Origin of the sequence: Caballeronia zhejiangensis, from assembly GCF_000698575.1 — a bacterium.
Lineage (GTDB): Bacteria > Pseudomonadota > Gammaproteobacteria > Burkholderiales > Burkholderiaceae > Caballeronia > Caballeronia zhejiangensis.
Window position 1 is genome coordinate 299,182 of record NZ_JFHD01000002.1, and the last position, 14,286, is coordinate 313,467.

Consider the following 14,286-nt stretch of genomic DNA (forward strand, 5'->3'; position numbering starts at 1 on the left):
CATCGTAAACCATGAACGGCCACGCCGACACGCTCAGTTTCGACATCGTCGCACGCATCGCGGAGCGGGCGCCCGAGTTGCGCGGGGCCGAGCGCAAGGTAGCCGCGCTGATTCTCGACGACATCGTGAGCGCGTCGCGCGCGAGCATCGGCGCGCTGGCGGACAAGGCCGAGGTCAGCGTCGCGACGGTGACGCGTTTCGCGAAAGCCGTCGGTTGCGAGGACGTGCGCGAACTGAAGCTGCGGCTCGCGCAGGCGGCGGGCGTCGGACAGCGTTTCTTCCGGCGCGACGCGGACGCCGTGCCCGATTCGCTCGCCGCGCGCATCTTCGAGGAAGTGCAGGCGACGCTCGCGCAGAATCAGGGCGCGCTCGCCGCCGCGCCGATCGCCGAAGCCGCGGATGCGCTCGCGGCCGCGTCGATGATCTACGTGTTCGGCATGGGCGGCGGCTCCACGGCGCTCGCCGACGAAATGCGCTTTCGCCTCGTGCGGCTCGGGCGGCCGGTCGCGTCGTATCAGGACGGGCTGTTGCAGCGCATGGTGGCGTCGACGTTATCGAAGGAACATGTGGTCGTCGCGCTTTCGGTGACGGGGCAGACGCCCGAGATCGTCGAAAGCTGCGCGCTGGCGAGGCAGTACGGCGCGCGCGTGATCGCGCTGACCGCGCCCGCATCGCCGCTCGGCGCGCTCGCGGACTGGCTGATTCCGGTCATCGCGATCGAAACGGATTTCATCTACAAGCCCTCGTCGTCGCGTTACGCGATGATGATGGCGCTCGATTTGCTCGTCACCGAACTGGCCGTCAAGCAGGCCGATCACAGCCGCGAACTGTTGCGCCGCATGAAGCACGCGCTCGATTCGCATCGCGGCGGCGGCGAGCGTCAACCCTTGGGAGACTGATCATGGAATCGTTGAAGGCCGACACGCTGATCGTCGGCGCGCGCGTGATCGACGGCACGGGCGCGCCCGCCGTCGAACGCGATGTCGCCGTGCGCGACGGACGCATCGTTGCGATCGAGGCGCCGGGCGGTCTCGCGGACTGGACCGCCGACGACGTGTTCGACGCGCAAGGCAAAGTGCTCGCGCCCGGTTTCATCGACGTCCACACGCACGACGACACGCACGTGATCCGCTCGCCGCAGATGATGCCGAAGATCACGCAGGGCGTGACGACGGTGATCGTCGGCAATTGCGGGATCAGCGCGTCGCCGGTGACGCTGAAGGGCGATCCGCCCGATCCGATGAACCTGCTCGGTGACGCCGCCGCGTTCGCGTACCCGACTTTCGCGTCTTACGTCGATGCCGTGAATGCCGCGCGCCCGACGGTGAATGTCGGCGCGCTCATCGGCCATACGGCGCTGCGCAACAATCATATGGACCGGCTGGATCGCGGCGCGTCCGCCGATGAAGTCGCCGCGATGCGCGCGCAGCTCGAAGAAGCGCTGGGTAACGGCGCGCTCGGATTGTCGAGCGGATTGGCGTATGGCTCGGCGTTCAGCGCGCCGCCCGAGGAAGTGCAGGCGCTCGCCGAGCCGCTCGCGAAAGCGGGCGCGCTCTACACGACGCACATGCGAACCGAGTTCGACGCCATTCTCGACGCGATGGACGAGGCGTATCGCGTCGGGCGTCATGCACGCGTGCCGGTGGTGATTTCGCATCTGAAGTGCGCGGGGCCGTCGAACTGGGGACGCAGCGCGGAAGTGCTCAAGTCGATCGAAGCGACGCGCGACGGGCAGCCGGTCGGATGCGATTGTTATCCGTATAACCGCAGTTCATCGACGCTGGACTTGAAGCAGGTGACGGGCGATATCGACATCACGATCACCTGGTCGACGCCGCATCCGGAGATGGCCGGCAAGCTGATCCGCGAAGTCGCCGACGAATGGAAGGTGACGCAGCAGGAAGCGGCGAAGCGCTTGCAGCCGGCGGGCGCGGTGTATCACAACATGTCGGAAGACGACGTGCGGCGCATTCTTTCGCATCCCGCGACGATGGTCGGTTCGGACGGCTTGCCGAACGATCCGCTGCCGCATCCGCGTTTGTGGGGCGCGTTTCCGCGCGTGCTCGGCCACTATGCGCGCGACGAAGGCGTGCTGACGCTAGAAGAAGCCGTGCGCAAGATGACGAGCCTGTCGGCGCGGCGTTTCAGCATCGCGGAGCGCGGCGAAGTGAAGGTCGGCTATCACGCGGATCTGGTCGTGTTCGATCCGGAGCGCGTGATCGATTCGGCGACGTTCGCGAATCCGCAGCAGGCGGCGGACGGCATCGACGCGGTGTGGGTGAATGGCGTTTTGACGTATCGCGAGCAGGCCGTGACCGGCGCGCGAGCGGGACGTTTCGTGGCGCGCGGTTCGGCATCCAAGCTGGATGCGGCCGGCGCGTTTTGAGCACTGGTTCGAGTCAGGAAAAGGAGTCTGAAAGATGAAGCGTTATGGCGTGGAAGGTGGCAAGGGACAAGGCGGCGCGCATATGCCGTTCGCACGCGCGGTCGAGGCCGATGGCTGGCTGTTCGTGTCGGGCCAGACGCCGATGGAAGATGGCGAAGTGATCAACGGCGGCATCGTCGAGCAATCGCACAAGGCGATTCAGAACGTCATCGCGATTCTGAAGGAGGCGGGTTACGGCACCGAGCACGTCGTGCGCTGCGGCGTGTGGCTGGACGATCCGCGCGATTTCGCGTCGTTCAACAAGGTGTTCAAGGAGTACTTCGGCGCGAATCCGCCGGCGCGGGCTTGCGTGGTGTCGTCGATGGTGATCGACTGCAAGGTCGAGGTGGATTGCGTGGCTTATAAGAAGGCGTAAGAAGGCGAACATGCGATCGCGGCTCTGATTCCTGTGAAGCAGAGCCGCGTCGTTATTCACTGCCGCGCCAGCCGCGCATTATCCGGCATCGGCAAGTTGAAATTCGTTCTGAACGGATTGATATCCAGCCCGCCGCGCCTCGTATAACGCGCATACACCGCGAGCCGTTCCGTTTTGCACTCCCGCATGATGTCCATGAAGATGCGCTCGACGCATTGCTCATGAAACCCCGTATGTTCGCGGTAAGACACGATATACCGCAGCAATCCCGCGTGATCGATCTGCCCGCCGTAATAGCGGATCTGCACGCTGCCCCAGTCCGGCTGTCCCGTAACCGGGCAATTCGATTTCAACAGGTTCGAAAACAACGTCTCGTCGACGGGCGCTTCATCGTGCGCGGCCTTCAATAACGAAGGATCCGGCGAGAAAACATCGCAATCGAGATCGAGCCGGTCGAGCGACAAACCATCGAACTCTTCCATCGTGAGCTTGCCGAAATCGGCCGGCGCGGCGAGTTGCACCGAAACGGTCGCGCCGCAGACGGCGGACACATCGCGCTTGATTGCCGCGCGCACGTCGTCGATCGAATCGAATTGCGTCTGCGCGAACGAGCCGAGATACAGCTTGAACGACTTCGATTCCACGATGTTCGGCGAATCCGCCGGCACGAAGAACGTCGCGACCGCGATCTGCGGCTTGCCGCGCTTGTTCAGCCACGACAGCTCATACGCGTTCCAGATATCCGTGCCGAAGAACGGCAGACGCGCGGGCACGGCGATCGCATCGCGCGCGCGCTTGCGGTCGATCGGAAACAGCAGCGACGCATCGTACTGTTCGGTGTAATGGACGGGCTTGCCGAGCGGAGATTGATCGGGTGTCATGATGCGTTCGCTATGCCGCTGAGAACGTGCCCCGTCGCGGTGACGACGCGAGCCGATTCGCAGTGGCGAATTTGATCGTCGAAGAAAAAGTCGGGCTCGAATTCGCGCAGGAATTCTCCCTTGTCGAGTCCGCCGAGAAACATCGCTTCGTCGATTTCGATGTTCCACGCCATCAGCGTGCGGATCGCGCGCTCGTGCGCCGGCGCGGACCGCGCGGTGACGAGCGCCGTGCGGATGTGCATCGGCTGATCGTCGTGATCGTCGGCGATGCGCTGCAATTTGTTGAGCGCGGCGAGCAGCGGCTTAAGCGGACCGTCCGGCAGCGGCGACTCGCGTTTGTCCAATTCATGCCCGACGAACGCATGCAAACCATCGCTTTGAAACACGCGCTCGGCTTCGTCGGAAAAGAGCACGGCGTCGCCATCGAACGCGATGCGGATTTCGTCCGCGTAACGGCTCGCGGCGCGCGGCGTTTCCGGCAGCACGCGCGCGGCGGGAAAACCGGCGGCGAGCGCGTCGCGCACATCGTCCGGATTCGCCGATAGAAACAGCGACGCCCGCAAGGGTTTCAGATACGCAAACGGCGAACGGCCGCGCGTGAACACGCCGCGCTCGATCGCAAGTCCGTGTTCGCGGCACGAATGAAACGCGCGCAGCCCGCTGATCGGATCGCTGCGCGACAGGATCACCACTTCGACGCGCTGTTCATCCGCGTTCAGCGCGAGCAGCTTGCGGATCAGCCCGAACGCGACGCCGGGTTTCGCGGGCGTGTCGAGCCGCGAGCGTTGCAGCGCTTCGTATTGCGCGAGATCGCCGGTCTCGAAGACGCGGTTCTCTTCCTCGAAATCGAACAGCGCGCGCGACGAAATCGCGACGACGAGCTTGTCTTCGAGCGTGAACTTCGGCATTTCGATTTACGCCAGAAACAGCTTGTAGACCGGATTCGCGCCTTCGTCCCACCACGGATAGCCGAGCGTCGCGAGGAAGCGCTCGAACTCCGCGTTGTCCGACTGCGGCACCTGAATGCCGACGAGAATCGAGCTGTAATCCGCGCCCTGATTCCGGTAATGGAACAGGCTGATGTTCCAGTCGGGCGCCATCGACGAAAGGAACTTCATCAGCGCGCCCGGACGTTCCGGAAACTCGAAGCGCAACAGACGTTCGTCGCGCGCGAGCGGCGAATGTCCGCCGACCATGTAGCGAATGTGCTGCTTCGAGAGCTCATCGTGCGAAAGGTCGACGGTCGCGAAACCATGCTCGATGAACGACGACATCATCTGCGCGGTTTCCTTGCGCGACTTGATCTGCACGCCGACGAAGATATGCGCGGCTCTTTCATCGGCGATGCGGTAATTGAACTCGGTCACGCTGCGTGTGCCGACGAGCTCGCAGAAGCGCCGGAAGCTGCCGCGCTCTTCGGGAATCGTCACGGCGAACACGGCCTCGCGCGCCTCGCCGACTTCCGCGCGCTCCGCGACGAAGCGCATGCGGTCGAAGTTCATGTTCGCGCCCGACGTCACCGCGATGAGCGTCTTGCCCTCGATGCCCTCGCGCTCCGCGTACAGCTTCGCGCCCGCGACCGCGAGCGAGCCGGCGGGTTCGAGCACGCTCCGCGTGTCCTGGAAGACATCCTTGATCGCGGCGCAAAGGGCATCGGTATCGACGGTGATGACTTCATCGAGCAACTCGTTGCACAGCCGGAACGTTTCCTCGCCGACGAGCTTCACCGCCGTGCCGTCCGAAAACAGGCCGACTTCGGAGAGCGTCACGCGCTCGCCCGCCTTGATCGACTGCGCCATCGCGCAGGAATCCTCGGTCTGCACGCCGATCACCTTGATCTCCGGGCGCACCGCCTTGATGTACGCCGCGACGCCCGCAGCCAGCCCGCCGCCGCCGATCGGGCAGAAGATCGCGTGGATCGGACCCTGATGCTGGCGCAGGATTTCCATCGCCACCGTGCCTTGTCCGGCGATCACGTCCGGATCGTCGAACGGATGCACGAAGGTCAGGCCGCGCTCTTCCTGAAGCTGCACGGCGCGCGCGTAGGCGTCGCTGTACGACTCGCCCGCGAGCACGATTTCGACCGTCGGTCCGCCGTGCGCGCGAATCGCGTCGATCTTCACTTGAGGCGTGGTCGTCGGCACGGCGATCACCGCGCGGCAGCCGAGCCGCGCCGCCGACAGCGCCACGCCCTGCGCGTGGTTGCCCGCCGACGCCGTAATCACGCCGCGTGCGAGCACGTCTGCCGGGAGCTGCGCCATCTTGTTATAGGCGCCCCGAATCTTGAACGAGAAAACCGGCTGATTGTCCTCGCGCTTGAGGAACACGGAGTTGCGCAGGCGCGCGGACAGGTTGCGCGCGGGTTCGAGCTCGCTTTCACGCGCGACGTCGTACACGCGCGCGGTCAGCACTTTTTTCAGGTAGTCGGGATGTGTCATGCGAGAAATCGTCAGGCGGCCGCGATGCGCGCAGGTTTTTGAGAGCGAAAGCATCAATGATAGCGCCATCCGCGCGCGTTCCGGGCGCGCCGTGTGCTTCGACCGTCCGGACGGTCGTGTAAAAAAGCGTCGAAAATGACATGAACGCGTCGCGAATCCGCACGCAAAAGCCCCTTCTCGCTGCTAGCGCCCGCAAACGCGCGTTTGCCCGATGGGTTAGAATTTCCTTTTACGAATCAGCAATCAGGATCGGCAGATGCACCGGCAGCTTCGGATCGATTTTCTGGCGCATGTTTCCCGCGAGTCGCATCCCGCGGCGGAAAGGCATGCGCGCCACGCGCGATCGTGGCGTTGATCCAGGGCACACCGAAGGCGCTGTGACGAGCCCGGCGGCCTTCGCCAAGAGAAGTTTCATTCGAAAATTTGCGCCCCCACGCGCATCGCCGGCATTTCCGCTTTTCTAGCGCGAGCGCCGGCACACCGAACCGTCGAACATGAACGCACCTCAAGCCTTCGATCCGAACGGCGCCCATGCCGCCTTGGCGCTCGATATCGAGCCGCGTCTCCGCGAAATTCCCTATAACTACACGTCGTTTTCCGATCGTGAAATCGTCATGCGGCTCCTCGGCGACGAAGCCTGGGCCGTGCTCGACGAACTGCGCAACGAGCGCCGCACCGGCCGTTCGGCGCGCATGCTGTACGAAGTGCTCGGCGACATCTGGGTCGTGCGGCGCAATCCGTATCTGCAGGACGACCTGCTCGACAATCCGAAACGCCGGGCGCTGCTCGTCGAAGCGCTGAATCACCGTCTCGCCGAAATCGAAAAGCGCCGCAGCGCCGATCTCACCGCGCATAGCGACGAAGCCGGCAGCCGCGAACGCGCCGAGCGCGTGCAGTTGCTGGTCGCCGCCGCGCGCCGCGCCGTCGATGATTTCGCCGCCGAGTTCGGCCGCATGGCCGACTTGCGCCGCCGCGCGTCGCGTGTTCTGGGCAAGGAAACGCAGAAGGACAACATCAAGTTCGACGGCCTGTCGCGCGTCGCGCACGTCACCGATGCAACCGACTGGCGCGTCGAATACCCGTTCGTCGTGCTGACGCCGGACACCGAAGCCGAAATCGCCGGACTCATCAAGGCGTGCTTCGAACTCGGGCTTACCGTTATTCCGCGCGGCGGCGGCACCGGCTACACCGGCGGCGCGATTCCGCTCACGCCGTTTTCGGCGGTCATCAACACGGAAAAGCTGGAACAGCTCGGTCCCGTCGAAATGACGGATCTGCCGGGCGTCGATCACAAGGTCGCGACGATTTTCTCCGGCGCGGGCGTGGTCACGCGGCGCGTCACCGAAGCGGCGGAGCAGGCGGGCTTCGTGTTCGCCGTCGATCCGACTTCGCTCGATGCGTCGTGCGTCGGCGGCAATGTCGCGATGAACGCGGGCGGCAAGAAGGCGGTGTTGTGGGGCACGGCGCTCGACAACCTCGCGTGGTGGCGCATGGTCGATCCGGAAGGCAACTGGCTCGAAGTCACGCGTCTCGATCACAACTGCGGCAAGATTCACGACGTCGAAGTGGCGCGTTTCCGGCTCGACTGGTTCGACGGCAATCGTCCGCCGGGCGAGAAGCTGCTGCGCACCGAAAGCCTCGACATCGCCGGGCGCACGTTCCGCAAGGAAGGGCTCGGCAAGGACGTCACCGATAAATTCCTCGCCGGGCTGCCCGGCGTGCAGAAGGAAGGCTGCGACGGTCTCATTACGTCCGCGCGCTGGATTTTGCACAAGATGCCCGCGCATACGCGCACCGTCTGCCTCGAATTCTTCGGCCAGGCGCGCGATGCGATTCCGAGCATCGTCGAAATCAAGGACTATCTGTTCGAGACGTCGAAGCAGGGCGGCGCGATCCTCGCCGGCCTCGAACATCTCGACGAACGCTATCTGCGCGCGGTCGGCTACGCGACCAAGAGCAAGCGCAACGCGTTTCCGAAGATGGTGCTGATCGGCGATATCGTCGGCAATGACGCCGATGCCGTCGCCGCCGCGACATCGGAAGTCGTGCGCATGGCGAACGGCAAGAGCGGCGAAGGCTTCGTCGCGGTGAACGCCGAGGCGCGCAAGCGTTTCTGGCTCGACCGCTCGCGCACGGCCGCCATCGCGAAGCACACGAACGCGTTCAAGATCAACGAAGACGTCGTGATTCCGCTCAATCGCATGGGCGAGTACACGGACGGCATCGAGCGCATCAACATCGAGTTGTCGCTGAAGAACAAGCTGCAACTCGTCGACGCGCTCGAAGCGTTCTTCCGCAACGGCAAGCTGCCGCTCGGCAAGTCCGACGACGCGAACGAAATTCCGAGCGCCGAACTGCTCGAAGACCGCGTGCAGCAGGCGCTCGATCTGCTGAAGCGCGTGCGTGAGCGCTGGACGTTCGTCGGCGACAAGCTCGACATGTCCTTGCGCGAGGCGCAGCACTATCTCGTCAATCTCGGCTACGAAGCGCTCGCGGAAAAGTTCGCGGATCGCGTCGACATTCAGCCTGACGCCAACGTGTTCCATGTCGCGCAGGACCGTACGGTGCGCGTGTCGTGGAAGCAGGAAATCCGCGCGGAACTGCGCCAGATCTTCAACGGCGGCGAGTTCAAGCCGATCCTCGACGAAGCGCAGGCCATCCACAAGCAAGTGCTGCGCGGGCGCGTCTTCGTCGCGCTGCACATGCATGCGGGCGATGGCAACGTGCACACGAACATTCCCGTCAACTCCGACAATTACGCGATGCTGCAGGACGCGCATCACGCGGTCGCGCGCATCATGAAGCTCGCGCGTTCGCTGGACGGCGTGATCTCGGGCGAGCACGGCATCGGCATCACGAAGCTGGAATTCCTGACCGAAGACGAAATCGGCGATTTCCGCGCGTACAAGCAGCGCGTCGATCCGCATGGCCGCTTCAACAAGGGCAAGCTGTTCGACGGCGCCGATCTGCGCAACGCCTACACGCCGTCGTTCGGGCTGATGGGCTACGAGTCGATCATCATGCAGCAGTCGGATATCGGCGCGATTTCCGAGTCGATCAAGGACTGCCTGCGCTGCGGCAAGTGCAAGCCGGTCTGCGCGACGCACGTGCCGCGCGCGAACCTGCTCTACAGCCCGCGCAACAAGATTCTCGCGACGTCGCTGCTCGTCGAAGCGTTCCTGTACGAAGAGCAGACGCGCCGCGGCGTGTCGATCAAGCACTGGGACGAGTTCAACGACGTCGCCGATCACTGCACGGTCTGTCACAAGTGCGTGACGCCGTGTCCGGTGAAGATCGATTTCGGCGACGTGTCGATGAACATGCGCAATCTGCTGCGCAAGATGGGCAAGAAGAAGTTCAACGCCGGCAACGCGGCGGGCATGTTCTTCCTGAACGCGACCAATCCGCAGACCATCAATCTCGCGCGCAACGTGATGATGGACTTCGGCTACAAGGCGCAGCGTTTCGGCAACGATGTGCTGAAGAAGATCGTCAAGAAGCAGACGGCGCAGCCGCCCGCGACGGTCGGCAAGCCGCCGGTCGTGACGCAGGTGATCCACTTCGTCAACAAGAAGATGCCGGGCAATTTGCCGAAGAAGACGGCGCGCGCGCTGCTGGATATCGAGGACAACAAGATCGTTCCGATCATCCGCAATCCGCAGACGACCACCGTCGATTCGGAAGCCGTGTTCTATTTCCCCGGCTGCGGCTCGGAACGTCTCTTCTCGCAAGTCGGGCTCGCGACGCAAGCGATGTTGTGGGAAGCGGGCGTTCAGACCGTGTTGCCGCCGGGCTATCTGTGCTGCGGCTATCCGCAGCGCGGTTCCGGCCAGTACGACAAGGCCGAGAAGATCGTCACCGACAATCGCGTGCTGTTCCATCGCGTCGCGAATACGCTGAACTATCTCGATATCAAGACCGTGGTCGTGTCGTGCGGAACGTGCTACGACCAGCTCGCGGGCTATGAATTCGAGAAGATCTTCCCGGGCTGCCGGATCATCGACATTCACGAGTTCCTGCTCGAGAAGAACATGAAGCTCGACGGCGTGACCGGCACGCGCTACATGTATCACGATCCGTGTCACTCGCCGATCAAGACGATGGACCCGGTCAAGCTCGTCAACGATCTGATGGGTTCGCAGAACGACGGCTACAAGATCGAGAAGAACGATCGATGCTGCGGCGAATCGGGCACGCTGGCGGTCACGCGTCCGGACATCTCGACGCAAGTGCGCTTCCGCAAGGAAGAAGAGATTCGCAAGGGCGCGGCCAAGTTGCGCGGCATTCCGCTCGTCGCGGAAGCGGGCTCGAACGCGATCAATCCGATGAACGCGTCTGCGGGCTCGGCCGGCGCGGCGCCCGGTTCGGTGCTCTCCGCAGGCGATGGCGCGCAGACCAACGGCACGGACGTGAAAATCCTGACGAGCTGCCCGTCGTGCCTGCAAGGTCTGTCGCGCTACAACGAGGACGCCAACGTCGAGGCGGACTATATCGTCGTGGAAATGGCGCGCAAGGTGCTCGGCGAAAACTGGATGGAACAGTACGTCGAACGCGCGAACAATGGCGGTATCGAGCGCGTGCTGGTGTAATAGCGAAATCGAGGTTTGATTCGCTAGAGGTATGAGATGGACTGTGTGTTTTGCCGTGAAGACGGCGGCGAAGTGCTGTGGTCGGACGACACGTTGCGCGTCGTCCTTGCCGATGAGCCCGACTGGCCGGGCTTGTGTCGCGTGATCTGGGGCGCGCACGTCGCCGAAATGTCCGATTTGCCGGATGCCGACCGCGTGCGCGTGATGACCGCCGTCAACGGCGTCGAGCGCGCGATGCGCCGCGTGCTCGTGCCGGAAAAGATCAATCTGGCAAGTCTCGGCAATCAGGTGCCGCACGTCCACTGGCACGTCATTCCACGCTTTTCCAACGATTCCCGCTTTCCTCTGCCGATCTGGGCGCCGCGCCAGCGCACGGTGTCCGAATCGCAGCTATCGAAGCGCCGCGCGCAGGCCACGCTTTTGCGCGAACAGGTGCGCAACGAGCTGAACCAGGCCTTCGGCCATCAATAAGACGAGATCATGAGCGGACTCACTTCCACGACGCCGATTCCCACCGGCGTCGTCGTGCATTCGAAATCGCGCGTGCTGGAGCTGCAATACGGCGACGAGTCGTATCGCGTGCCGTTCGAGCTTCTGCGCGTCTATTCGCCGTCCGCCGAAGTGCAGGGCCACGGCCCCGGACAGGAAACGCTGCAGACGGGCAAGCGCGAGGTGACGATCATCGGCGTCGATCCGGTCGGGCACTATGCGCTGCAACTCAATTTTTCGGACGGTCACAATACCGGCATCTATTCCTGGGACATCCTGCACGACCTGGCGACGCGTCAGGACGAACTGTGGCGCGAGTATCTGGCGAAGCTGGAAGCCGCCGGCGTGGACCGAGACGCGCCGATGGCCGCAAAACCATCCGGCGGACACTGTCACTGAGCAATAGGGCTGCGGCATAACGCCGCATAGCCGGCGCGAGTTTTGCGCAGACATAGAACGAACAACAGGCGAGGAAAACGCGCGATGAGCAAGACCCACTTCGGATACGAAACGGTCGAAGAGCAGGACAAGGCGAAGAAAGTGGCGGGCGTGTTTCATTCCGTCGCGGGCAACTACGACTTGATGAACGACCTGATGTCCGGCGGACTGCATCGGATCTGGAAACACTTCACGATCGGGCAGGCCAAGGTGCGGCCGGGCTACAAGGTGCTGGACATCGCCGGCGGCACGGGCGATCTCGCGATGGCGTTTGCCAAGCAGGCCGGCGAGACCGGCGAAGTCTGGCACACGGACATCAACGAATCGATGCTGCGCGTAGGCCGCGACCGGCTGATCGACAAAGGCGTGCTGACGCCCGCGCTGCTCTGCGACGCCGAAAAGATCCCGTTCCCGGACAATTATTTCAATGTGGTTACAGTTGCCTTCGGTCTTCGTAACATGACGCATAAGGATCGCGCGTTGGCCGAAATGACGCGCGTGCTGAAACATGGTGGAAAGCTGCTCGTGCTGGAATTTTCGAAAGTATGGGAGCCGCTAAAGAAGCCGTACGATGTCTACAGTTTCAAGATTTTGCCGTGGCTTGGCGAAAAAGTGGCCAAAGATGCGGATAGCTATCGGTACTTGGCCGAGTCCATCCGCATGCACCCGGACCAGGAAACTCTCAAAACAATGATGGAACAAGCGGGCCTGGATCGAGTCGAATATTACAATTTGTCAGGTGGCGTGGTAGCGTTACACGTCGGGACCAAATTTTGATGTTCCACTCTCTTAAGGATTCGATATGTTCGATTCGCGCAAACCCCAATCCCGGGGTTTCCTGAACCTCTTCTTCAGGAAGGCCGGAATCTTGGCGCTGGCTGGCGTTATTGCGGCCGGCGCAATCTTCGCGGAAACGGCGGAAGCCAAGCGCATGGGCGGCGGCCGCAGCATGGGCCGTCAGTCGGCCACGGCAACGCAGCAGCATCAGGCGACGCCGCCTTCGCAGTCTCAATCGATGCAGCAGAACAACGCAGCGCAGGCACAGCGCGCGCCGGCCGCGCCGGCCGCACCCGCCGCGGCGCAACCCGCGCGCAATCGCTGGCTCGGGCCGATCGCCGGTCTCGCGGCGGGTCTCGGCATCGCGGCGCTCCTGTCGCACTTCGGGCTGGGCGAGGCGTTCGCCGGCGCGATGGCCAACATGATCATGATCGCGTTGATCGTGCTGGCGGCCGTCATGCTGTTCCGCTTCATCATGCGCAAGCGTCAGGGCAACAACACGCCGGCATACGCGGGTGCCGGATCTGCTTCGGGTTCGCCGTACGGCGCGGCCGCGCGCCAGAGCCTGAATCAGGAACCGCCGCAAATGCCGCAGCAGCCGACCGGTTTCGGTGCCAACTACATCGAATCGCCGGCGACGCAAGCGGTCGCGAATCCCAACGTGCCGGCGGGCTTCGACACCGAAGCATTCGTGCGTAACGCGAAGGTCTACTTCGTGCGTTTGCAGGACGCGTGGGATCGCGGCAACGTCAACGACATCCGCGAGTTCACGACGCCCGAGATGTTCGCCGAGGTGAAACTCGACGTCGACGCACGCGGCAGCGCGCCGAACCGTACCGACGTGGTTCAGCTCAACGCCGATGTGCTCGGTGTCGAGGACCGTGCGTCCGAGTATCTCGCGAGCGTGCGCTTCCACGGCCTGATCCGCGAGTCGGAAGGGGCGGCGGCGGAACCGTTCGTCGAGGTCTGGAACCTGTCGAAGCAGAAGTCGGGCAACGAAGGCTGGCTGCTGGCGGGCATTCAGCAGGTCAGTTGAGCTTGACCATGCCCTTGGCCGAATGGCCAGGGCGCCGGCAACCGTCGGTGTGATGGCCGGTTGCGAAGGTAGAATAGAAACCCGCGCGAGAAGTGTCCCGCGCGGGTTTTTTCATCTCACAGCCGATGACGAACGCAGACGAATCCGCCCGTCCCGCAGCAAATCCCGCCTTGAAGACCGCGTCCAGTGGATTCGCGGCCGCCGTGAACCATCTGCTCGTGCGCGAGCCCTGGGCGCTCGAGCGGCTCAAGCCTTATGCAGGCAAGCGCGTGAAGCTGTCGTGCGGGCCGGTTTCGATCGCGCTCGTCGTGCAGCCGGACGGTCTCTTCGCGGCAACCACGGAAGCGGAAGCGGGCGCATTCGACGTGACGATCGCCGTGCCGCTCGACGCGCTGCCCGCGTTCGTGCAAGGCGGCCAGGCGGCGGTGATGAAACACGTTCGCATCGAGGGCGACGCCGAATTCGCGACGACGCTCGCCAAGCTGGCCGAACATCTGCGCTGGGATCCGGAAGAGGATCTGGCGCGCGTAATCGGCGACGCGCCCGCGCATCGCGTTGGCATCATCGCGCGGGCGGTGCAGGAGCAGGCGCAGCGCACCGGGCGCAATCTTCTTGACACCTTCACCGAGTATTTCCTCGACGAGCGCCCGCAACTCGTGCGCAAGAGCGCGCTCGACGCATTCAACGCCGAGCTTTCGAAAGCGCGCGATGCACTGGCGCGCGTCGAAAAGCGCATCGAAAGAATCGAACGGCAAACCGAACAATCCCGGCCGGCGAGCGGCGCCTCAGCGCGATCCGGCGGCGAGTCTGTGCGCGACTCGCACGAATAACGAGCTG

General features: G+C 63.6%; 12 protein-coding genes. 9 read left to right on the forward strand and 3 right to left on the reverse strand.

Annotation, left to right across the window (positions count from 1 at the left end):
• Positions 1-11: 11 nt before the first annotated feature.
• Genes BG60_RS04900 through BG60_RS04910 form a run of 3 tightly spaced genes read left to right on the forward strand, consistent with a single transcriptional unit; the run spans position 12 to position 2,801 of the window.
• Positions 12-899: a MurR/RpiR family transcriptional regulator gene (locus tag BG60_RS04900; protein ID WP_034470568.1), complete on the forward strand. Its 888-nt coding sequence runs from the start codon at positions 12-14 to the stop codon at positions 897-899.
• Positions 900-901: 2 nt separating this feature from the next.
• Positions 902-2,386, forward strand: coding sequence for an N-acyl-D-amino-acid deacylase family protein (locus tag BG60_RS04905; RefSeq protein WP_034470570.1), 1,485 nt, complete (start codon positions 902-904; stop codon positions 2,384-2,386).
• Positions 2,387-2,420: 34 nt separating this feature from the next.
• A complete protein-coding gene (locus tag BG60_RS04910; protein WP_008351642.1) occupies positions 2,421-2,801 on the forward strand; it encodes a RidA family protein in 381 nt (126 codons plus the stop codon).
• Positions 2,802-2,857: 56 nt separating this feature from the next.
• On the opposite strand, the gene queF is transcribed toward BG60_RS04910, so the two are convergent.
• From queF to ilvA, 3 genes are read right to left on the reverse strand one after another with little or no spacing between them, the layout of a single operon-like run.
• A complete protein-coding gene (queF, locus tag BG60_RS04915) occupies positions 2,858-3,682 on the reverse strand; it encodes an NADPH-dependent 7-cyano-7-deazaguanine reductase QueF (RefSeq protein WP_034470572.1) in 825 nt (274 codons plus the stop codon).
• Positions 3,679-4,590: a 5'-nucleotidase gene (locus tag BG60_RS04920; RefSeq protein ID WP_008351638.1), complete on the reverse strand. Its 912-nt coding sequence runs from the start codon at positions 4,588-4,590 to the stop codon at positions 3,679-3,681. The genes queF and BG60_RS04920 overlap by 4 nt, the downstream gene beginning before the upstream one ends.
• Before the next feature lie 6 nt (positions 4,591-4,596).
• Entirely contained in the window at positions 4,597-6,120 is a 1,524-nt protein-coding gene (ilvA, locus tag BG60_RS04925; RefSeq protein ID WP_008351636.1) for a threonine ammonia-lyase, biosynthetic, read from the reverse strand.
• 494 nt (positions 6,121-6,614) lie between these two features.
• On the opposite strand from ilvA, the gene BG60_RS04930 reads away from it, so the two are divergent.
• The 6 genes from BG60_RS04930 to BG60_RS04955 all read left to right on the forward strand — a co-directional run bounded on the left by BG60_RS04930 (position 6,615) and on the right by BG60_RS04955 (position 14,279).
• On the forward strand, positions 6,615-10,709 hold the full coding sequence (locus tag BG60_RS04930; RefSeq protein WP_034470575.1) for a DUF3683 domain-containing protein: 4,095 nt from the start codon (positions 6,615-6,617) through the stop codon (positions 10,707-10,709).
• A 36-nt stretch (positions 10,710-10,745) separates the two neighbouring features.
• Positions 10,746-11,180 (forward strand): HIT family protein, encoded by a 435-nt coding sequence (locus BG60_RS04935; protein WP_008351633.1) that lies wholly within the window; start codon positions 10,746-10,748, stop codon positions 11,178-11,180.
• Between the two features lie 9 nt (positions 11,181-11,189).
• Positions 11,190-11,597, forward strand: a complete 408-nt coding sequence (locus tag BG60_RS04940; protein WP_008351631.1) for a gamma-butyrobetaine hydroxylase family protein — start codon at positions 11,190-11,192, stop codon at positions 11,595-11,597.
• 84 nt (positions 11,598-11,681) lie between these two features.
• Positions 11,682-12,413, forward strand: a complete 732-nt coding sequence (gene ubiE, locus BG60_RS04945) for a bifunctional demethylmenaquinone methyltransferase/2-methoxy-6-polyprenyl-1,4-benzoquinol methylase UbiE (protein WP_034470578.1) — start codon at positions 11,682-11,684, stop codon at positions 12,411-12,413.
• 25 nt (positions 12,414-12,438) lie between these two features.
• Positions 12,439-13,449: a Tim44 domain-containing protein gene (locus tag BG60_RS04950; protein WP_008351625.1), complete on the forward strand. Its 1,011-nt coding sequence runs from the start codon at positions 12,439-12,441 to the stop codon at positions 13,447-13,449.
• Between the two features lie 125 nt (positions 13,450-13,574).
• Positions 13,575-14,279 carry a ubiquinone biosynthesis accessory factor UbiJ gene (locus BG60_RS04955; protein WP_051996412.1) on the forward strand — a complete coding sequence of 235 codons (705 nt, stop codon included), beginning with the start codon at positions 13,575-13,577 and terminating at the stop codon, positions 14,277-14,279.
• Positions 14,280-14,286: the final 7 nt, after the last annotated feature.